This is a genomic window from Streptomyces sp. NPDC050287, assembly GCF_044459385.1.
GTDB lineage: Bacteria > Actinomycetota > Actinomycetes > Streptomycetales > Streptomycetaceae > Streptomyces.
Genome location: NZ_JBITIY010000035.1, coordinates 1 through 18,756, shown reverse-complemented (window position 1 = coordinate 18,756; position 18,756 = coordinate 1). Strand labels below are relative to the sequence as shown.

At 68.7% G+C, this 18,756-nt stretch carries 16 protein-coding genes and 6 pseudogenes; 12 read left to right on the top strand and 10 right to left on the bottom strand.

Features of this window, described 5'->3' with window-relative positions; translation table 11 throughout:
* Positions 1-118: 118 nt before the first annotated feature.
* Entirely contained in the window at positions 119-355 is a 237-nt protein-coding gene (locus tag ACIBK3_RS46440) for a LysR family transcriptional regulator (RefSeq protein WP_399374685.1), read from the top strand.
* Between the two features lie 242 nt (positions 356-597).
* On the opposite strand, the gene ACIBK3_RS46435 is transcribed toward ACIBK3_RS46440, so the two are convergent.
* Positions 598-1,056: a peptidase inhibitor family I36 protein gene (locus tag ACIBK3_RS46435; RefSeq protein ID WP_399374683.1), complete on the bottom strand. Its 459-nt coding sequence runs from the start codon at positions 1,054-1,056 to the stop codon at positions 598-600.
* A 299-nt stretch (positions 1,057-1,355) separates the two neighbouring features.
* On the opposite strand from ACIBK3_RS46435, the gene ACIBK3_RS46430 reads away from it, so the two are divergent.
* Positions 1,356-5,045 (top strand): NACHT and WD repeat domain-containing protein, encoded by a 3,690-nt coding sequence (locus tag ACIBK3_RS46430; RefSeq protein WP_399374682.1) that lies wholly within the window; start codon positions 1,356-1,358, stop codon positions 5,043-5,045.
* Between the two features lie 337 nt (positions 5,046-5,382).
* Here the strand turns inward: ACIBK3_RS46430 and ACIBK3_RS46425 are convergent, their stop codons facing one another.
* Together ACIBK3_RS46425 and ACIBK3_RS46420 are read right to left on the bottom strand one after the other, a co-directional pair.
* Positions 5,383-5,562 (bottom strand): hypothetical protein, encoded by a 180-nt coding sequence (locus ACIBK3_RS46425; protein ID WP_399374681.1) that lies wholly within the window; start codon positions 5,560-5,562, stop codon positions 5,383-5,385.
* Positions 5,563-6,067: 505 nt separating this feature from the next.
* On the bottom strand, positions 6,068-6,700 hold the full coding sequence (locus ACIBK3_RS46420; protein WP_399374679.1) for a DUF2461 family protein: 633 nt from the start codon (positions 6,698-6,700) through the stop codon (positions 6,068-6,070).
* Positions 6,701-6,741: 41 nt separating this feature from the next.
* Here ACIBK3_RS46420 and ACIBK3_RS46415 point away from each other — a divergent pair, with 41 nt between their 5' ends.
* The 5 genes and pseudogenes from ACIBK3_RS46415 (at position 6,742) to ACIBK3_RS46395 (ending at position 9,257) form a co-directional block, all read left to right on the top strand.
* Positions 6,742-6,864, top strand: a complete 123-nt coding sequence (locus tag ACIBK3_RS46415) for a hypothetical protein (protein WP_399374687.1) — start codon at positions 6,742-6,744, stop codon at positions 6,862-6,864.
* 25 nt (positions 6,865-6,889) lie between these two features.
* Positions 6,890-7,863: pseudogene (locus tag ACIBK3_RS46410) on the top strand (MFS transporter); the annotation flags it as partial.
* A gap of 14 nt (positions 7,864-7,877) precedes the next feature.
* Positions 7,878-8,159 carry a hypothetical protein gene (locus ACIBK3_RS46405; RefSeq protein ID WP_399374678.1) on the top strand — a complete coding sequence of 94 codons (282 nt, stop codon included), beginning with the start codon at positions 7,878-7,880 and terminating at the stop codon, positions 8,157-8,159.
* A gap of 230 nt (positions 8,160-8,389) precedes the next feature.
* Positions 8,390-8,980, top strand: a pseudogene (locus ACIBK3_RS46400) (LLM class flavin-dependent oxidoreductase); the annotation flags it as partial.
* Positions 8,981-9,134: 154 nt separating this feature from the next.
* Positions 9,135-9,257 carry a hypothetical protein gene (locus ACIBK3_RS46395; protein ID WP_399374677.1) on the top strand — a complete coding sequence of 41 codons (123 nt, stop codon included), beginning with the start codon at positions 9,135-9,137 and terminating at the stop codon, positions 9,255-9,257.
* A gap of 409 nt (positions 9,258-9,666) precedes the next feature.
* Here the strand turns inward: ACIBK3_RS46395 and ACIBK3_RS46390 are convergent, their stop codons facing one another.
* Together ACIBK3_RS46390 and ACIBK3_RS46385 are read right to left on the bottom strand one after the other, a co-directional pair.
* Positions 9,667-10,170 carry a hypothetical protein gene (locus tag ACIBK3_RS46390; RefSeq protein ID WP_399374676.1) on the bottom strand — a complete coding sequence of 168 codons (504 nt, stop codon included), beginning with the start codon at positions 10,168-10,170 and terminating at the stop codon, positions 9,667-9,669.
* A 33-nt stretch (positions 10,171-10,203) separates the two neighbouring features.
* A complete protein-coding gene (locus tag ACIBK3_RS46385; RefSeq protein WP_399374674.1) occupies positions 10,204-10,962 on the bottom strand; it encodes a MerR family transcriptional regulator in 759 nt (252 codons plus the stop codon).
* 195 nt (positions 10,963-11,157) lie between these two features.
* Between ACIBK3_RS46385 and ACIBK3_RS46380 the strand changes: the two genes are divergently transcribed.
* Positions 11,158-11,850 (top strand): hypothetical protein, encoded by a 693-nt coding sequence (locus ACIBK3_RS46380; RefSeq protein ID WP_399374672.1) that lies wholly within the window; start codon positions 11,158-11,160, stop codon positions 11,848-11,850.
* A 72-nt stretch (positions 11,851-11,922) separates the two neighbouring features.
* On the opposite strand, the gene ACIBK3_RS46375 is transcribed toward ACIBK3_RS46380, so the two are convergent.
* A complete protein-coding gene (locus ACIBK3_RS46375; RefSeq protein ID WP_399374670.1) occupies positions 11,923-12,093 on the bottom strand; it encodes a hypothetical protein in 171 nt (56 codons plus the stop codon).
* 1,050 nt (positions 12,094-13,143) lie between these two features.
* On the opposite strand from ACIBK3_RS46375, the gene ACIBK3_RS46370 reads away from it, so the two are divergent.
* Positions 13,144-13,458, top strand: coding sequence for a hypothetical protein (locus tag ACIBK3_RS46370; RefSeq protein ID WP_399374668.1), 315 nt, complete (start codon positions 13,144-13,146; stop codon positions 13,456-13,458).
* Positions 13,459-14,244: 786 nt separating this feature from the next.
* Here ACIBK3_RS46370 and ACIBK3_RS46365 read toward each other — a convergent pair.
* Positions 14,245-14,499, bottom strand: a pseudogene (locus ACIBK3_RS46365) (recombinase family protein); the annotation flags it as partial.
* A 306-nt stretch (positions 14,500-14,805) separates the two neighbouring features.
* On the opposite strand from ACIBK3_RS46365, the gene ACIBK3_RS46360 reads away from it, so the two are divergent.
* Entirely contained in the window at positions 14,806-14,949 is a 144-nt protein-coding gene (locus ACIBK3_RS46360) for an epoxide hydrolase N-terminal domain-containing protein (protein WP_399374666.1), read from the top strand.
* On the opposite strand, the pseudogene ACIBK3_RS46355 reads toward ACIBK3_RS46360, so the two are convergent.
* Both ACIBK3_RS46355 and ACIBK3_RS46350 read right to left on the bottom strand, forming a co-directional pair.
* Positions 14,909-15,152, bottom strand: a pseudogene (locus ACIBK3_RS46355) (transposase family protein); the annotation flags it as partial. The gene ACIBK3_RS46360 and the pseudogene ACIBK3_RS46355 sit on opposite strands and share 41 nt — an antisense overlap.
* A gap of 41 nt (positions 15,153-15,193) precedes the next feature.
* Positions 15,194-15,754 carry a TetR/AcrR family transcriptional regulator gene (locus tag ACIBK3_RS46350; RefSeq protein WP_399374664.1) on the bottom strand — a complete coding sequence of 187 codons (561 nt, stop codon included), beginning with the start codon at positions 15,752-15,754 and terminating at the stop codon, positions 15,194-15,196.
* Between the two features lie 96 nt (positions 15,755-15,850).
* On the opposite strand from ACIBK3_RS46350, the gene ACIBK3_RS46345 reads away from it, so the two are divergent.
* Both ACIBK3_RS46345 and ACIBK3_RS46340 read left to right on the top strand, forming a co-directional pair.
* Positions 15,851-17,026, top strand: coding sequence for an MFS transporter (locus ACIBK3_RS46345; RefSeq protein ID WP_399374662.1), 1,176 nt, complete (start codon positions 15,851-15,853; stop codon positions 17,024-17,026).
* Between the two features lie 132 nt (positions 17,027-17,158).
* Positions 17,159-17,260, top strand: a pseudogene (locus ACIBK3_RS46340) (IS5/IS1182 family transposase); the annotation flags it as partial.
* A 49-nt stretch (positions 17,261-17,309) separates the two neighbouring features.
* Here ACIBK3_RS46340 and ACIBK3_RS46335 read toward each other — a convergent pair.
* Positions 17,310-18,423: pseudogene (locus tag ACIBK3_RS46335) on the bottom strand (methyltransferase).
* Between the last annotated feature and the right edge of the window lie 333 nt (positions 18,424-18,756).

Here is an 18,756-nt window from a genome sequence, read left to right as displayed (position 1 = left end):
GGAGCGACGCGACGACATTCACGAGGCCTTCCTCGGACTCGCCGTCTGTTTGATCACCCACCGGCACGTCCAGAGGCTTTGTTAGGGCCAGTTAGCGCGGAAGCGACTGCCCTCTGAGGTGGGTCTGTCCCCCTCCACGCTGACCCTGCAAATCCAGTACCTGGAGCGAGATCTCCAGGGACAGCTCCTGATCCGCCGCCAGTGCGGGCACCGGATACGGCTCACCGACCTCGGTAAGAAGATCCCGGCCGCTGCCCAGCCGTTCCGATCAGCTCGGCGCCCGCAACGATCAGTGCAAGGACACGGACAGTCGTCTACGGGCAGATTGAGGTGGCCGGCTACAGGGTGCGCCTGACCGAAGCGTTCGACCGCTGAGCCCATGGCACGCAGCTTCGACGACGACGCGCCCCGCCGCATCCGGGACGCGGACGACTGCGGTCTCGTGAACATGCAGTACCTGGCGGAGCCTGGCGCGAGCCCGGTGCGGAATGCTCTTGCCCCCCGCCCTGGCGTACCGGCGATCACCGACGACACAGGGCAGAGCACTGGCCAGTCCCCTAGCACTGGCCAGTGCTTCCTTCACGTGGCTTGAGCCCGTCAGCTGCCGCAGGCGGCGGTGGAGACGCCGATGGAGTAGACGTGGTTGTCGAGTCCGTACGGCCTGAGGTTCTTGATGCCGGTTCCCGGGCGGATGCAGACGTGCGGCCCGCCCCAGTTCCTCTCGTAGTAAAGGCGTACGAACTTGTTGGGCAGGTTGTTCCAGGCCGAGCTGGTGCGCCTGGTGATGGAGCGGCCATCGCTCATCTTGTTGTTCGACAGGTTGCTGTCCGAAGACCGCTTCGCGAAGTAGTAGGCGCCGCCGTAATTGGTGTTCTGGTACAGACACCACCGGTTGCTGGGGCAAGGACGGGAAGCAGCGGACAGGTCTGCAACCGCGCTGACGTGCGCGGGACCAGCGGGGTGGGCGTGGGCCGGAGCGGCCACGGTCAGCCCACCGGCGAGGGCGGCAGCCGTCGCGGCGAGTGTTACCCGCCGACGCGCAGCGCTCATCGTCATGTGATGTGTCCTTTCGTGCAGCCGCCACGGCCTGCGACGGCAACAGAGGTGGTTCACGACAGGCAAGCCGGTTCGTTCCATCGGGATCACTGGCTTGCACAACCACTTTCCGCACCGGGGAATTGAATGGGCAGCCGGTTTTGCCACCCTGATCAATGGCTGCGTCACAGGTCACGGGCATGACCGTGGACTGACCAAAGAAGGCGCATCATGTTTGCCCTTCCGTCGAGAGCGTGCGTAGCGTGCGGTCGGTCGTGCCGCGTCCACGGGGGAAGCGGGATGGGGGAGGCGAGTTGTCCATGGCGGGACGTCCGGAAAGCCCGTTGGACCCAAGCGCCGGGCCGGTTGCACGGTTCGCTGCCGAGTTACGCAAGCTGCGGGCGGAGGCGGGCAGTCCGACGTACCGGGTGATGGCCAAGCGCACGGATCAGGGGGCAAGCACGCTGTCGCAGGCCGCCGGCGGCGAGCGGTTGCCGACCCTCCCGGTTGTCCTCGCCTACGTCCAGGCCTGCGGCGGCGACCTGGAGGAGTGGGAAGCGCGGTGGCGCGAGGCGGCTGCCGAGGAGGCGGCCGAGCCGCGCACCTCAGAAGAAGATGCCGAGCCTCCGTACCGGGGGCTGGCCCGCTTCGAACTCGACGACGCGGCCTTGTTTTTCGGCCGTGACCAGCTCATCGACGACCTGCTGGGCCTGACCCGCCGCCACCGGGTCGCCGTGGTCATCGGCGCGTCCGGCAGCGGCAAATCCTCCCTGCTGCGCGCTGGCCTCATCCCCCGCCTGCGCACCACCGACGACCCACACATACGCCCGGCGGCGCTGATCGTCCTCACTCCTGGCGCCCACCCCCTGCGCGACTACGACCAACGCCTCACTCCGAAAGACGATAGGGAGGGGGACACGTGGGTCGTGGTGGACCAGATGGAGGAGCTCTACACCCTCTGCGCCGACCCGGCAGAACGCGCCGAATTCATCGACCGTCTCCTCACAGCCCGGGCCCCCGACAGCCGGCTACGGGTGCTGATCGCAGTACGGGCCGACTTCTTCGGACACCTGGCCAGGCACCGGCCCCTCGCCGACGCGCTGCGTGACGCCACCCTCCTGGTGGCACCCATGAACCGCAGCGAACTCCGTGAAGCCATCGTCAAACCCGCCCAAGCCGTAGGGCACATCGTCGAACGCGCTCTGACCGCTCGCATCATCGACGAGGTCGACGGCCAACCCGGCGCTCTGCCGCTCATGTCCCACGCCCTGCGGGAAACCTGGCACCGTAGTAAGGGCCGCGCCCTCACCACGACCGCCTACGAAGCCGCCGGCGGTGTGCACGGCGCCATCGTCCAAACCGCCGAAGACCTCTACACCCACCTTGCCCCCGACCAGGCCGCCAGTGCCCGCCGGATCCTGCTGCGTCTGATCACTCCGGGGGAGGGCGCGCAAGACACCCGGCGGCCCGCACCCCGAGAAGAATTGGAGACGGAACGCTTCCCGGCCACCGCCGAGGTGTTGGAGCGGCTGGTTAAGGCACGGCTGGTCATTCTCGACGGCAGCACGGTGCACCTCGCACACGAAGCTCTCATCGCCGCCTGGCCCCGGCTGAAGGAATGGATCGACGAAGACCGCGAACGTCTGCGCCTTCACCGCCAACTCACCGAAGCCGCCCATACCTGGATCAACCTCGACCGCGACCCCGGCGCGCTGTACCGCGGCACCCGACTGGCCACCGCCGAGGAAACTTTCACCACAATCGTCGGTAACAACGTTCTCACTGCCGTGGAGAAGGACTTCCTCACCGCCAGTTCCACGGCCCGCCACCGCGAAGAGCAAGCGGCCGCCCGCACCACTCGGCGCCTGCGTCGGTTCACCGCCGCCTTGTCGATTTTGCTTGTCCTGGCCGTGTCCGCCGGGCTGATCGCATGGCAGCAATACCGGGCCAGCGAGCAGCGGAGTCACCAGGCGATCACCGCCCAGCACGTTGCGCTGTCCCGGCAGCTAGCCGCGCAGTCGACCAGTCTCCGCTCATCCAACCCTGATCTTGCCGCTCTGCTTGCGGTCCAGGCATACCGGACCAGTCCCACGAGGGAAGCCACATCCACCCTGTTCGCCGCCGAAGCTCTCCCCCTTCGACGCCGGCTCACGGGACCTACCGACTTTGTGACGTCGGTGGGCTTCAGTCCGGACGGGCGCACTGTGGCCGCCGGTAGCAATGACTCGACAGTGCGGCTGTGGGATATGGCGACCGGCGAACTCCGCACCACCCTCACGGGGCACACCGACACCGTGACGTCGGTGGCGTTCAGCCCCGACGGCCGTACCCTCGCCACCGGCAGTGACGACAGGACAGTGAGGCTGTGGGACGTGGCCACAGGCAGGCCCCGCACCTCCCTTGCCACTACCGACTACGTGACGTCGGTAGCGTTCAGCCGCAACGGCCGCACCCTCGCCAGCAGTGAGGCAACTGGGGGGGACGACAATGGGAGAATCCGGCTATGGGATGTGGAGACAGGACAGCTCCGTAACACCCTCAGACTTGGCATCGGCGTGTCGTCGGTGGCATTCAGTCCCGACGGTCGCACCCTGGCCAGTGCCGCCTATGACTCAACAGTGCTGCTGTGGGACGTAGCGACCGGAAGACGCCGCAGCGTCCTCACGGACAGATCGGCTGGACCGATCACCTTCAGCCCGGACGGCCGCACTCTCGCGATCGAGTCGGACGAGGGGGGTATCCGGTTGTGGGACGTGGCGGCCGGCAAACCCCGCACCACCCTCAGAGATGGGGCGGATGCAGACTCGGACGAGTCGGTGGCGTTCAGTCCGGACGGCCGCACCCTTGCCACAGGAAGCGATGACTCGACAGTGCGGGTGTGGGATGTGGCAACCGGCGAACTCCGCACCACTCTCACGGGGCACACCGACACCGTGACGTCGGTAGCATTCAGCCCCGACGGCCGCACCCTCGCCAGCGCCAGTGACGACAAGACGGTCCGGCTATGGAATCTGACGACTGACAGGCGGCTGCGCACAACTCTGCCCGGAACTGCCGAAGTGGAGTCCGTGGCATTCAGCCCGCGGGGCCGCACCTTGGCGAGCGGCAGCGACGACGGGAAAGTGCGGCTGTGGGATGCGGCCACAGGCAGGCTTCGGACCACCCTCACCACTCACATTGATGGCGTGTCGTCGGTGGCATTCAGCCCCAACGGCCGCACCCTCGCCAGCGGTGGAACAGACGGGAAGATCCGGTTGTGGGATATGGCGACCGGCAAACTCCGCACCACCCTCACTGGGTACACCGACACCGTAACGTCGGTGGCGTTCAGTCCGGATGGCCACACTGTTGTCAGTGGCGGTGATGACCAGGCAGTCCGGCTGTGGGATGCGACGACAGGCAGACTCCGCGCCACGCTGGTAGGGCATGCCGCGACAGTGGCGTCGGTGGCGTTCAGCCCGGACGGCCACACTGTGGCGAGCAGCGGCGACTCAGTGCTCTTGTGGGACGTGGCAACCGGCAGACAACGCGCCACCCTCACGGATACGGATTGGGACGGGTCGGTGGCGTTCAGTCCGGACGGCGGCACGCTGGCAAGCGGTGGAACGGAGGGCAAGATCTGGTTGTGGGACGTGGCAACCGGCAGGCCCCGCACCACCCTGGTTGCGGATACCGACTATGTGACGTGGGTGGCGTTCAGTCCGGACGGCCGCACGCTGGCCAGCGATGCAACGGACGGGAAGATCCGGTTGTGGGACGTGGCAACCGGCAAACTCCGCACCACCCTCACCGGGCACACCGACACCGTAACGTCGGTGGCGTTCAGCCCCGATGGCCACACCCTGGCCAGTAGCAGCAGCGACAAGACAGTCCGGCTGTGGAACGTCTCACTTCCAGACCCGGCCTCGACGATCAGGAAGATTTGCCGAGCCGTCCATAGACCCTTCACCCGAAGTGAACGGTCGCTCTACCTCGCAGACCAACCCTCCGCACCAGTGTGCCGATCATGAGCGGCAAGGAACCTCATGCCGAGTCCAGAGCCGGTGGCTGTACGAAGACGGAGAACCAGCGGCGATTCGTCTGCTCGGGCGTACTGCTCCCCCCACGATCAGGTCCAGCGGTACGCCCTGACCGCGACGACGGGCAAGCGCGAGGACCCGCGCGGTCGACCATTGCCCGGGAAGAAACCGGCCCAGGCCGTCCTCTCTGCAGGAGGTTCCTTCGCCGTCGCTATGGGGCTCTCTTTTGACCACCTTGACTGCGCTGGGCCTGGTCTGAGCCGCCGTGGCAGTTGGGCCGCCGCGGCAAGGTCTATGTACGGCCCAGCTGTCTACCATCGTTCTCTGCTCACCTCTTCGACAGGGGCTTCCGGAGACGGAAGGAGTCCTCGCCGATGCGGATGCGGGCGATCTCCCGGCCGGACTCGGCCCGGTCCTTCTTCAGCAGGCCCTTCAGGTCGAGCTTGGCGATGTAGCCCGACCCCCAGATGCACACGTAGGCGAAGTTGCCGTCCTTGCTGGTGGCCATGTGACGCGGGTCGCGGCCCACGGCGACCTGGGTTCCCTCGTTGTCGCCGGAGACGGCGCGGTCCAAGCGGACCAAGGCCGAGAACCTCGGTATCCGCCTGGCCACCCCGGACGAATTCGCCACCCTGGTCGTCGACTACCTCAACTGACGCCCCCAGCACGCACTGTTCCTCAGCTCACACCGGCAGCGTGGACCCGGGCGGGAACAACCCGAGATGGTTGACCGTTCATCCGTACGTGGCTGGCGGAGGGGACAGTGTCCCCGGGCCTCACCTATAGCCCATGGGGACGATCGTTCTGCTGAAGCCCCATGGAGCCTTCCGCCGCGAGGCGACCGCCCTCCGCACGTCACTGCCCTACGGCCCCGGCTGGTCTCCCCCGTCCAGCCGGGGCTTTCACATGCGCAGCACCGTGTGGTACACGGCCAACCGACGCGCTCCGGCAGAAAGCCATCGGTGAAGGAGTGCTCTCCGCTCGAGCGCGTGCCGCGCGGTGCCCTCGTGATGTCAGGCGGCACGCTTCACGTGACGGACCAGCCACATCAGCAGGGCGTCCAGGTCGGCGGCGGCCGAGAGGACCCGGTCGACCGCCTCGGGGGTGTGCAGCCACCCCTCGCAGCCGAGGGGACGGGCGGCGATCAGCGAACGGTGGCGCAGCAGGTTCGTACGGGAGTGGTCCGTCGGATAGCCGCGCGGGGGGCGTTTCATCACGTCTCCGGAGATGTCGTAGCCCTTCTTCCGTACGTCCTCGACGATGGCGGACAGTTCGCGGCCGCTCCTCTCGGAGGCCACGGCTTTGCGGAACGTGTCCACCTGGCCGGGATCGGGGTACCACCAGGCGCCCTGGATCCGCAGGCCGTCCAGGGAGAACCGAAGACCGATCTCGATCTTGCGGCCGAGCCGGATCACCGCGCCCTGGTGCTGCCACCACCAGGAGTCGGTGCGGTAGTGCCAGACGGAGAAGTCCTCGTACCGGGGGTCGGTGTCCGCGACCTCGTTGAGCAGGGCGATCATCGGCTGCCGGACCAGGCGTTCGCGGTCCGCGCGGTAACGCTCGCGGGTCGCGTGGGTCGGTTCGCCCTGGAGCTGCCACAACACGTCCATGGCCTGCTCCGGCCAGCCGGTGAACTGTCCGCGCATGCGCGGAGAATAGCTCACGCGTGATCTGCGCGCGGAGAGTGATGGATACCCGTCACGGGTGCGTGCTGGGCGGCCTTCGTAACCGCGACCCGATCATGGCGGAGATCATCCTCGCCTCCAGCCACAACCCCTGGTCCCCCCATCGCCCGCTGCAGGGCTGGTGACCGGCCCCAGTATGGCCTCAGGTGGGCCCTGGGCCTGAACGGGGCACTGATGTCGGCGGGTTCACGACCGGCGCCATCCTCGGCGGCGTGCTGACCGACCTGCTGTCCTGGCGGTGGTCGTTCTTCATCAACGTGCCCGTCGCCGCGGCCGTGCTGGTCATCGCCCCGATCGTGCTGGCCGAGTCCCGCCCCGCCAGCCGTCCCCGCCTTGACCTGCCCGGCGCCTCGAGCGTCACCCTCGGCCTGCTCGCCGTGGTCTTCGGTTTCAGCCGGGCCAGGCGAGCACGGCTGGAGCGATGCCACCGCCCTCCTCGTTCTGGCCGCGGGCCTCCTGCTGCTGATCGCGTTCTACTTCATCGAGCGCATCAGCCGCGCCCCCCTCGTCCCGGTCACCGTCCTGGCCCGGCGCACCGTGGCCTGGGGCAACATCGCCGGCATCCTGGCCTTCGTCATCGAGACCTCCCTGGTCTTCCTGATGACCCTCTACCTGCAGCAGGTCCTGGGCTTCTCCCCGCTTGCCGCCTGACTCTCCTTCGGCGTGCTGGGCCTGGGCACCGTCCTGGGCGGCACCCTCGCCCCCGCGTCATCGCCGCCACCACCGCCCGCACCACCCTCGTCACCGGCGCCCTGATCCAGACTGTCGCCACCGCCGCCCTGCTCCTGCTGGGCACCACCACCCGCCTCGCCCTGCTGCTGGCCGCCACCTTCATCGGCGGCATCGGCAACATGCTCCTCATCGTCGGCTTCATGGTCACCGCCACCAGCGGCCTGCCCGACCACGAACAGGGCATGCCCACCGGCCTCGCCACCATGAGCCAGCAGATCGGCATCACCATGGGCACCCCCGTCATGAGCGCGATCGCCACCGGCGCCATGACCACCACCACCGTCACCGGCATCCTCGGCGGCATCCGGACCGCCGTCGCCGTCAACACCGCCCTCGTCCTCATCACCGCCCTCACCAGCGCCCTCTTCCTGCGCACCCCCACCACCAAGTAAGCGGGCGCGGAGCGGTGGCGCTGCTGGACCCGTACGCCCGTGAGGTTCTGCGCGAGTTCGACCGCGAGATGCTGCACGGCACCGGAACCCTGGAGGCCACCGGAGTCGGACGCACACCGGACGGCGGACTGGCGGCGCTGTGGACGCTGTCCTGGCCCGAACAGAGGGACGCGGGAATCCAGCCCATCACGCTGCTGGCGCACTACGGGCGGGGCTTGCACCATCCGCATCTGCGTGGCGCCACGGTGGCCGAGTGGCCCCTGAACGTCTTCACCCAGGGAGCAGGCGGCCGCTGAGGTGCCCACGCTGCGGGCGATCGCCTCCGCGGATCTGCACAACCTGGTGTTCCAGCGGGACTTCCGTATCGCGCCGTCGGTCGTCGTCGGCCGGAAGGGGGAGTGAGCGCGATGCGCGTCTCCGTTCTGGACCAGTCCCCCGTCGGGGAGGAACACACGGGCGCCGACGCCATTCAGGCCTCGCTCGAACTCGCTCGCCGCGCTGACCGGTTGGCTTCGACCGATACTGGCTGGCAGAGCACCACCGTTCGCCGGGCTTTGCCGACAGCGCCCCGGAGATACTGGCCGGCGCCGTCCTCTCCGTGACAGACCGGATCCGGATCGGCACCGGAGGGGTGCTGCCGCGCTACGCGGCGCTGAAGGTCGCCGAGGTGTTCGGCGTGCTGGCCACGCTGCACCCGGGCCGGGTCGACATGGGCATCGGCCGGGCCGGAGGCCCCGCGGCCGACTTCCCGGACCGGCTGCGGGAGCTGAGTTCGCTGCTGCGGCCGCCGGGCAGCGCGGATGGGTATCCGGAGGCCCTGGCGGCGGTGCCGCTGGTGCCGCCGGAGCTGTGGCTGCTGGGCGCGAGCGCCGGGTCGGCCGCGGCCGCGGGTCAGCTGGGCGTGGGTTTCGCCTTCGCGCACTTCCTGGTGCCCGGTCCGAGTGTGCGTGCGCTGCAGGCGTACCGTGCGGCTCACGTGGCCGCGACGGGCGGGGACGGCCACGGAGGGCTCCTCGCCGTACGTGCCGTCGTGGCGGACCCACAGGCACGGGCCGACGAGCTGGCGCAGGCCATGCTGCCGTGGCGCGCGCGGAAGGACCTGGGAGGGGACGGGCCGATTCCCTCGGTCCGGACCGTGCGACGGCACCGGCGGACCGGGCCGGAGTCGGAACGGGCCCGCCCATCACGCGAGGTCGCTGATCCACGGCACGCCCGAGGGTGTCGTACCGCGGCTGCGCGCGCTGGCCGAGGCGTGCGGGGTGGGGGAACTCATGGTGAACACGCTGACGCACGACCCGCCCGACCGGGTCCGCTCGTACCAGTTGCTGGCCGAGGGGTTCGAGCTGTCCGGCATGCGCCCCCAGCCGTCCGTGGTCGCGGCTGTGGCCGGCTGAGCGCGCCGGTCGTGCGCATGGGGCCCCGCTCTCCAGGAGGACGGGCCCCTTCGCGCACACCGCTGTCAGTCCAGGAAGTCGCTGATCAGCTCGGCCGGTTGCCGCGGCTTTTCCAGCAGGACATTGTGCCCGCTGTCGAGTTCGGCGTAGCGCGATCCGGCGATACCGGCATGCAGTTCCCTGGCGTGGAGACCGGGACGACCTGCTACCGGTTCGCGCCGACGACGAGGGTCGGGGCGAGGATGCACGGGAGGCGGTCGCCGATGTCGGCCACGAGGTCCAGATCGAGCTGGCGGCGGGCGCCCTCGGTGGCCACGGGGGCGGCGGCGAGGGCGTCAAGTCACTCGCCGCCCAGGGCCGCCAGATAGTCGGGCGAGTGTGCCGGCAGCGTGATGTACCGCTGGTAGGCCTACTCGTCGGTCTCGGCGAGTTGGCGCCCCAGGCCCAGGGCCTGGGGTCGCCCTAGACGTCCAGCAGTGTGCGTTACGCGGCCATCGAGCCCTTCCACGGCAACACCGTCGCCGTCTACACCAAGGCGGGCACCGACGTGTGGGTGCGCCGGCTCATCGGCACCGGCGAGGTCACCGAGTTCGAGCAGACCGGGTTCCGCGGCCCGGCGCGCCGTGGCCTGGGGCAACATCGCCGGAAGCGGCGGCGTCAACGCCGGCCGCATCGGCAACGACCCAATGGCGTTTTGGGAGAGATCAAGACCGGTCGAATCGTCAATCGTCTGCTGGGGCTTCATGAGTTGGGCGGGGATCCGGCGTACGAGCGGTTCCCGGACTCGGAGGAGCTGTTCCTCGTGCTGGAGCACGCGCAGACGTGGGCCGGGGAGCGGCACCTGGTTGAGGTGGCGGCCGCCGGCCCTCGGGATGAACATCGTGGGCCTGACGTGACGCAGTGCAGCCGCCATCGTCGGCACCCTCGATGGCGGCTGCGTTGTGGTTCAGTTCAGCCGGGTGGTGGCGTAGGCCACCATGGCGTCGCGTTGGTACACGGCGAGCCCCGGCGTGATGGCCTCGTATGCGGCGCGCCAGGTCTCGTTGTCGACGATGGAGCGTGCGAGGGCCCGGTAGTCCTCGGTGGAGACAGCGCGCAGTTCGGTCAGGGCCTGGTACTGGGCGTCGATCTCGGCCTGGACGGGGGCGGCGTCGGCCGGGTGGCCCGCGGCCATGAGTTCGGCCAGCCGGATCATCTGCGCCGTGCGCTCACGGTGCGCGGCGTCGGCGTCGGCCTGGCTCATCGTGGCGGCGCGCTGTCCGACCTCGTGGGCGAGTTCGGGGTAGTCGCGCATGTTGTCCTCGTAGTGGGCGGGCGTGACACCCTCGAAGAGGTTCTCCGGACGGTTGATGGTCATGGGACGGTTGTCCTTCCTGGACTGCTCCAGTTCGGCGATCGTGCGGGAGACGGTGCCGACCAGGACGTCGATCCGGTCCCGCTCCGCGAGGAGGCGCCGGTGGTGACTGCGCAGGGCGTCCACCTCGTCGACCTGATCGGACAGGATCCGGCCGATCTCCGGCAGCCCGACACCCAGCGCCCGCAGTACGAGGATCTGCTGGAGCCTCAGGAGCTGGCGTTCCCCGTAGTAGCGGTGACCGTTGGTGCCGATCCGGGCCGGCGGCAACAGGCCGGTCTCGTCGTAGTGGCGCAGTGTCCGGGCGGTCACGCCCGACATCCGGGCCACCTCCGCGATCGGCCAGTCCATCTTCACTCCCGCACGCATGTGTCGCCGGGCCGGTCTCTCCGGCCCTGGTCACGACGGTAGAAGCTGCCGCAACGGCAACTTCAACCCCGAAACCCGGAGTCCTCGTAATCGAACGGACACGACGGTCTGCCCACGGCGGCACACCCTCCGCCCGCTGTCGTCTCTCGTGAACAAAGCCACGCACGCACCAGTTACTTGGCCCGCCCCGGCAACTTTGTGATGATTATGTCTACCGGGATCGCCTGGATAGGCGCACGCAGCGCCACAGAAAAGTCCGCCGCCCTGCCCGGAATGCTCGGCGGGATATCGCTGACCTGCGCCCGCGGCGTAGACGCGGACGAGTTCCTCATCGCGCTGGGTGCCGGCCTTGATGAGCTTGCCGCGCGTACCCCGTACAAGGATGTCGACGTGCCGGTGGGGCGGCCGGGCAGGCCGTCGCCCCGCGTCAATCCCGTCATGTACGGGACGTGCGGGGACTGGGTGTACGTGCTGGAGGACTGGGGGATGGCGACGTGGGCCGCCGGCTACCGAAAGGTGCAGTCGATGCGGCCCGCACCGGATGAGGAGATCGTCTGCGTGACGATGAACTCGTGGAGCCCGCCGCAGAGGATCATCCACGCGCCGGGTGACGGGCGCGCCTGGCAGGCCGAGTTCGGGGAGGACACCGGGGAGGGCTCGGCCTTGGACGCGGCGCTCCACGCGGCCGGGGCGGTGTTCCCGTCCATCAGTCAGGTGGGTGAAGCCGCCGTGGTGGCGTACCACGAGGAGCACGGGCCCCGGCTGCCCGTAGCGGTGTTCGAGGCCGTCGGCAACTACTGCGGCCTGTCCATCGATCAGGAAGCCGTTCAGGCCGGTGATCTTCCCGCGGTCCCGATTCCCATGGTCTGACCGCCGACAACGGCGCCAGCCGGCCCTCACCCCGAGCTCGGGGTGAGGGCCGGCGCGGTTGCGGGGCGGCTGCTACTGGGCGGTCAGCTTGCAGATGACCGGCTCAGCGTTGCCGGGCGTCCCGTACAGGCAGGTGCTTCCCGCGCTCATGCGGGTGTCCAGCCAGTACGCGTCCTTGTCCATGATCCGCATGCCGCGCGTGAACGTCGCGAAGTGATCGCCCATGGACTCCTGGCTGTGCATGCCGGAGATCGTGGAGCGGCCGCACACTTCCTTGAACGTCGGGTCGGTCCCGTCCAGGCTTGACCAGGTGCACCGCTGTGCCGTGCTTCTTGGCATAGGTGCCGATGCACGCCGCGCCAGCGGGGGTGGTGCTGCCGGGCGTCAGGGCAGGGTTCAGGCCGCCTTCCGCCGCCGACATGCCGCCACTGTTGTACGACGACGCGAACGCGAACTCATCGCGGTTCAGCGTGTCGGCCGCATCCACCAGGGCGCTCGCATCCGCTTCTCGGCAGCCCACCCGGTGGGACAGATCCGGTTCCGGCTCCGGCTGTTCTGCGCGCTGTCGCCCATGTAGTGCAGGGGCTTCTGCGCAGACTTGGAGGCGAGGTGGTTGGGCGTGGACTGCTGGATCAGCCAGCCGTGTGCGACTGCCTGCGGGAACGCCTTGGCTCGGCCGCCGACGCCGGCAGCGTCACCGCCCCGCCGATGGCGGCGGCCGCGAGCGCGGCGGTGGAGATAGGGCGGGCGGTCACAGTGGAAGAAGACACAAGGCCCCCTGGCGTACGGGCACCTGCTCATCCGTGACCCCGGTGGCATACCGGGAAGGGAGGGGCGGGTGCGGTATGCGGCTGGCGGCCGGTCGGCCGTGCATCCACACCATTGTCATGCGGTGCAGGTCGTGAACGCGATACGCGCGCCCCGTTACAATTAACCCGTATTGCCGTGACTGACGCCTGTAACGTCCATTCATGCGGCATGTGCACCAGTTGACGCCCCGCCATACAGACACCCCGTATGGGACTGGCCGTCACCTTTGATCGCCGGGACGCGCCACCCCGGCTGCTGGCGGGCCGTCACCCGAAAGTGCGTAACAGCGTTCGGAGCCCATGCCGCGCTGTGCGCGTGCGTGTTCCCGCATGGCTGGCTCCCGGCGCCCGGCCGCGTTGGTCGGAGAAGACGATGAGCCGCCGATGACGCCGTCGGCGTGACATCCGCTGTCGGCCGCAACCGCAGGAGGCCGGGTGCACCTCTCCTCTTGCGTATCTGTCCGCTGCTGGTGAGGAGACCGACGTGAGCATCGCTCTTGAACACGACACGCCGCAGGCCTTCGTCGACCCCTATGCCGCCGATCCGGTGGAAACGGCAAGGCCCTTCCCGTGCGCGCCCGGACAAGACGAGGACTACCTCCTGCCACCGCCCAACCCCGCCGAGCGCCTCAGCGTCCTTGTCGACCCGCGCGATCAGCGCCGCCTGGAACTGCACGCCGTGCTGACCGCGGCCGGTATCCCGCCGCGGCCCGGGGACCGCGAAGCCATCGATCAGCTCAGCGCCCTGCCCGCAAGCATCAACACCACCCTGCAGCGCTGGCTGCAGCACACGACATGAAGCGGACGCCAACGCATGGGCCCTGTCCGCGCACTGCGCGGACAGGGCCCATGTTCGAGCGCCGGGCAGGCCTTGCACCTGCATCTCCCCGCAGGAAGCGGGGCATCTTTCCTTGGACCACCAACGCACGGACGCAGCCTGCCTGTTGGCGGTCCGTCCAAGATCTACTGTAGGGCGGGCGCCGCCCCGGCTCGCGCGCATCGGCCGCCCACCACTTGGACCGGCTACAGGCTCACCGGGCCAGGACGACCGTCACCGTCTCATCGGGGCAAGCACCCAGAACACGGGCCAGAGCTGTCTGCTCGGTGGCGTCGATACTCAGTAGGTGTTTTTGATCCTCAGGCTTGGCGAGGAATCGGGTCATCCCGTGGGCGCGGCGAGGTCACCCACGGGATGTGCTCACCTGGTGAATTGGGAGGCGAGATGCCGCTGCGTGATCGGGATGCCGCCGGTCATGCTGTCAGACGCCAGAGGGACGTGGTCTCGGCCTCGGAGTCCCAGCCCAGACACCAGCCGCAAAGTAGAGGGTGATCACGCGCTCGCAGCCGTGGCGGCCCTCTTGTCATGCTCGCGCAGCATCCGCATGACGGTGGCGGGTGAGGGGTGCCGGCCCTCTTTCGTGCCGGTGGTGATGATGAGCTACTTGGCGATGTCGCGCAGGCTCATCTCCTGGTCGCGCAGGTGGAGGGCCATGGACAGCATGTCGTCGTCGGTGACGCCGGCGCCACCGATGGTCTTGCCGCGCTTGCGGGCGGACACGTGCGCTTCGAGGGTGCGGTCGCGGATCTACTCGCGTTCCATGCCGGACATGGCCGCGAGCACGGTGAACACGATCCCGGAAGGGTCGTGCAAGCCCTTCAGTTCTCCGGTGAGGAACTCCAGGCCGATGTCGCCGACCTTGAGCTCTTCGGCGAGCATGGCGAGTTCGATGCCGCGACCGAGCCGCCTGTGCTCGTGAACGACGAGGGTCACGGCGACGCCGGAGAAACGGATCTCCCCGGCGAGCTTCACGGCGGCCTCCAGCTCGGGGCGCCGGGTGGTGCGGGTGCTTGAGTTCGTGGACGGTGAGGATGACCTCCTGGTCGGGGGCGGCCTCCTTGATGTCGTACGCCAGCTTGAGCGCCTTCTCCAGTTCCGGCCGGGTCTTGACCCGGGTGGAGATCTTCTCGCAGAAGCAGGGCTGGTCGCTCACGAGAGCGATTGCGCGCGTCTCGGGAACCCCCAGCATCAGCAGGCTCGTGATCGTCGCTGCTCGGGCGCCGAGGGTCCCGTTCGACAGGTCACTGTCCGCGATGGCGAACACGACGCCGTGGGCAACCTGACCCAGAATGCCCGCCGGCAGGTGCTGTGCGCTTCGAGTCCGAGCTCAATCGCTTCCCTCAATTCCTGACCGAGATTGATGGGCTGGACTTCCGTTTCATCCACGTCAGGTCCAAGAATCCCAACGCGATGCCGCTGATACTCGCGCACGGATGGCCGGGCTCGCATTGACCGCGCGTTCACCTGCCGAGAGGCGGTCCCACTGGCCGCGGAAGGGCACCCGCACGCTGCCGCCCGCGCCCCGGTAGCTTGTCCGCCCAGCAGGCCAGGCCCGCCTCGGTGAGGGCGTCGATGATGCCGTGGGTTCGGGCGGCCTTGATGTCGTGCACGGCGCCGGGCAGGGCGACCGAGGCCCACAGCAGCTCTCCCCCAGGGCAACCCAGAGGCAGCCCCAGACTTCTTCAGAGGCAAGTAGCTAGGCCATCGCGAGCACGTCGTGGACCAGTTGGTCCGCGTACTCCCGGTCGACGGACAGGCCGAAGACCACGTGGTGATACATCGGTGCAATCACGTGATCGAGGACCTGCTGCTCGGTCGGCGCCCGCTCCCCGCGCGCCCTTGCCCGATCCAGCATCACCTTGGCCTGCGTGCGGCGCTGCTCCCAGCACGGACAGGTGAGCACCTCGTCCCGGGCGGACGTCATGGCGCGCAGGTAACGGGTCCGGCGCGGTTGGGTGATGTCGTCGACCACGATCCGAGCCCACGCCGACAGGTCACCGCGCAGTGACCCGGTGTCCGGCAGTTCGTCGCCGTCCTTGGTGAGCGCGGCGACAGCAACCTCCTCCAGCAGCGTGTCCAGGTCGCCCCAGCGGCGATAGATGCTGGTCGGGTTGACGCCTGCCCGGCTGGCCACCAGTGGGATGGTGATGCGGTCCGCCTTGCCCTCGCCCATGAGCTGGCCGACGGCGGTGTAGACGGCGTCCCGGACCTTCGCGCTGCGCCCGCCCGGCCGCCGGGCTGGTGTAGTGGTCGACATACGACCATTATCGCAGAAGTCTTTGTTTTAAGCTCCGCCCCGTGTACGGTCAACTAAAGCAATGGTCTTCGCTTTAATTGATCGTGGGGGTACTCCATGCTGACCGCTCCGGCCACCCGGCGCATGTCGTCCGGGCCGGCCACCGTCCTGCCCGCGGCGACCATGTTGACGTTCCTCGCCGCGTCCAGCGCGCCGACCCCGCTCTACCACGTCTACCAGGCGCGTTGGGCGTTCTCCTCGGGCATGCTGACGGTAATCTTCGGTGTCTACGCGGTGTGCCTGTTGCTCGCACTGCTGACCGTCGGGTCGCTGTCCGACCACCTGGGACGCCGCCCGGTGATCCTCGGCGCCCTCGCGCTCGACGCGGTTGCCATGCTGATGTTCAGCACCGCGGACGGCGTTCCGTTGCTGGTCGCGGCGCGCATGGTGCAGGGCATCGCGACCGGCGCGGCAACCGGTGCGCTGGCCGCCGCGATCCTGGATGCGGAGCGACCACACGGGCCGATCGTGAACAGCGTTGCCCCGATAGCGGGTCTCGCCGTCGGCGGACTTGGTTCCGCAGCGCTCGTCCAGTTCCTGCCGTGGCCGCGCCAGACCGTGTACCTGGTGCTGCTCGTGGTGTTCGCGGTCGAGGCGATCGGCACGATCGTGGTGACCGAGACCTCGCCGATGATGCCCGGCGCACGGCGGGCGATCCGGCCGAATGTCGGCATCCCGGCCGCGGCGCGGTCCGCGTTCGCCGCCATCGCGCTGCTGGACATCGCGGCGTGGGCGTTGGGCGGCTTCTACCTCTCGCTCGGCCCGAGCCTGGTCCGTGTGGTCACCGGCTCAAACTCGATCCTGCTCGGCGGGTTGCTGGTGTTCACGCTGGCCGCGGCGGGTGCGGCGACGATCTGGCTGCTGCGCACGGTCGCGGCCAGCCGGGTGATGCGCTTCGGCGCCGCCGCGCTGGCGATCGGGATCGCGGTAACCATCGCGGCCGCCCAGACCGGGTCCCAGGCGCTGCTGTTCGCGGGCACACTGATCGCCGGGACCGGCTTCGGTGCGAGCTTTCAGGGCGTTACCCGCACCGTCTTCCCGCTCGCACCGGCCGCCGAACGCGGCAAGCTCGTCGCCGCGTTCTACGTGCTCAGCTACCTCGCGTTCTCCATCCCGGCTGTCGCGGCGGGCGTCATCGCGACCAGCGTCAGCCTGCTGACCACCGCGACCGGCTACGGCGTCGTGCTGATCGCGCTCGCGGTCACGGCGCTGATTCCCCGACAGCCGCGGTGATGAAGGCGAGTGCCTGCGGCCAGGAGGCCGCGCACGCGCGGGTGTTCACCTCGATGCCCCGCCGGGCGGCCGCGCCGAAACCGTGCTGCGCGCCGGGACAGACATGCTGGCCAAGGTGGACGTTACTTCGACAGCGTGCGGGTGCCCTTCCGCGGCCAGTGGGACCGCCTCTCGGCAGGTCAACGCGCGGTCAATGCCGCGCACGCCCGCATCCGGGCCCTCGGCGAGCAGGCCATGGGGCTGGTGCGGCTACCCGCGACCTACTTTACGGCTGGTGTCAGAGCTAGGACACCGGGGCCGTCTCGGCGCTTCGTGCTCTGTGGAGTGGGTCGGTGGTGTCCTTGGACCGTGGGTGCCGGGGCTTAGTGTCGATCTTGTCCACAACGCGGAGGCCTGCTGCCTGGATGGCGTCGAGAAGTTGCTGACGTGTCCGGAGGCCGAGGTGCTCTGCCAGGTCGGACAGGATGAGCCAGCCTTCGCCACCTGGCCGGAGGTGGGCAGGCAGTCCGGTGAGGAAGCCGTGAAGCATGGTGCTGTCCGGGTCGTAGACGCCTTGCTCGATGGGGCTGGTCCGCCGGGTGGGGAGCCAGGGCGGGTTACACACGATGAGGTCGGCGCGGCCTTCGGGGAACAGGCCGGGATCCGACACCTCGATACGGTCGGTCAGGGCGAGCCGGTGGGCGTTCTCCCTGGCGCAGGCCAGGGCGCGTGGGCTGATGTCGGTGGCCACGACACGGTGGATTCCGCGGCGGGCCAGGACCGCAGCGAGGACACCGGTTCCCGTGCCGAGATCGAACGCCGTACTGGTGTCGGGACTGTGCAGGGCCGCCGGCGGCAGAGGCGTATGGGCGACCAGGTCCACGTACTCGCCTCTGACCGGAGCGAACACGCCGTAGTGGGGGTGGACGCGAGTGCCGAGCGCCGGCACGTCGACCCCGTTCAAGCGCCACTGGTGAGCGCCGATCACTCCCAGCAGTTCCCGCAGAGAGACAACGGTGGGCCCTTTCGGGGGGCCATAGGCTTCCAGACACGCCTGAAGTACGTCGAGAGCCCGGCGCAACGCCAGGGTGTAGTCGTCGTCCAGCAGCACCAGGAGCTTTCCGAGCACACGGGCACGGTGACTGCTGCTGCGTCGGTGCAGGTGGAAGGACTCGCTCAGGGAAGCGCTGGAGCCGGGCGTTTTGCGGTCGATGCGGCGGTCCTTGCAGCAGCTGCCGGGCATTGTGGAAGTCGCCTTGCCAGAGCAGGGCCGTTCCCTCACACGCCTGGCGGTAGGCGGTGTTGGCCTTCATCCGGTCGTCGGCGACGACGGTCCGCCGTGGAAGGGGGGCGGCGTTCTCGGAATGCCAGCGGGCGGACTGCTGAGTGTCGCCTGTGGTCCAGTGGATCGTGGACACCACGTACTCCTCGTGATCGAACGTGCAGGGGCACGAAGAGCACTTCGACGAGGAGCAGGCTGAACCCACGCATGTCCATCGGACAGGCGTGTGCGTTGAGGCAGGTGGCCGTCACCGCTCTCGCGTCGAAGCGCGAGAGCGGACGTCCCAGACAACCATGCCGAGCATCAGGGTCAGCCCCTTTCGAAGGAGTGGCAGCAGGCTCGCACAGGTGCTGCCCGGCTTCCAAACACACCGGTTAGGGCTTGCAGGGAATCAAGGTGTTGCTTCCCGTTCTGAGGATCGTTGATGTGGTATGCGCATCCCGGACGAGACTCGTGATCAACTCGCTGT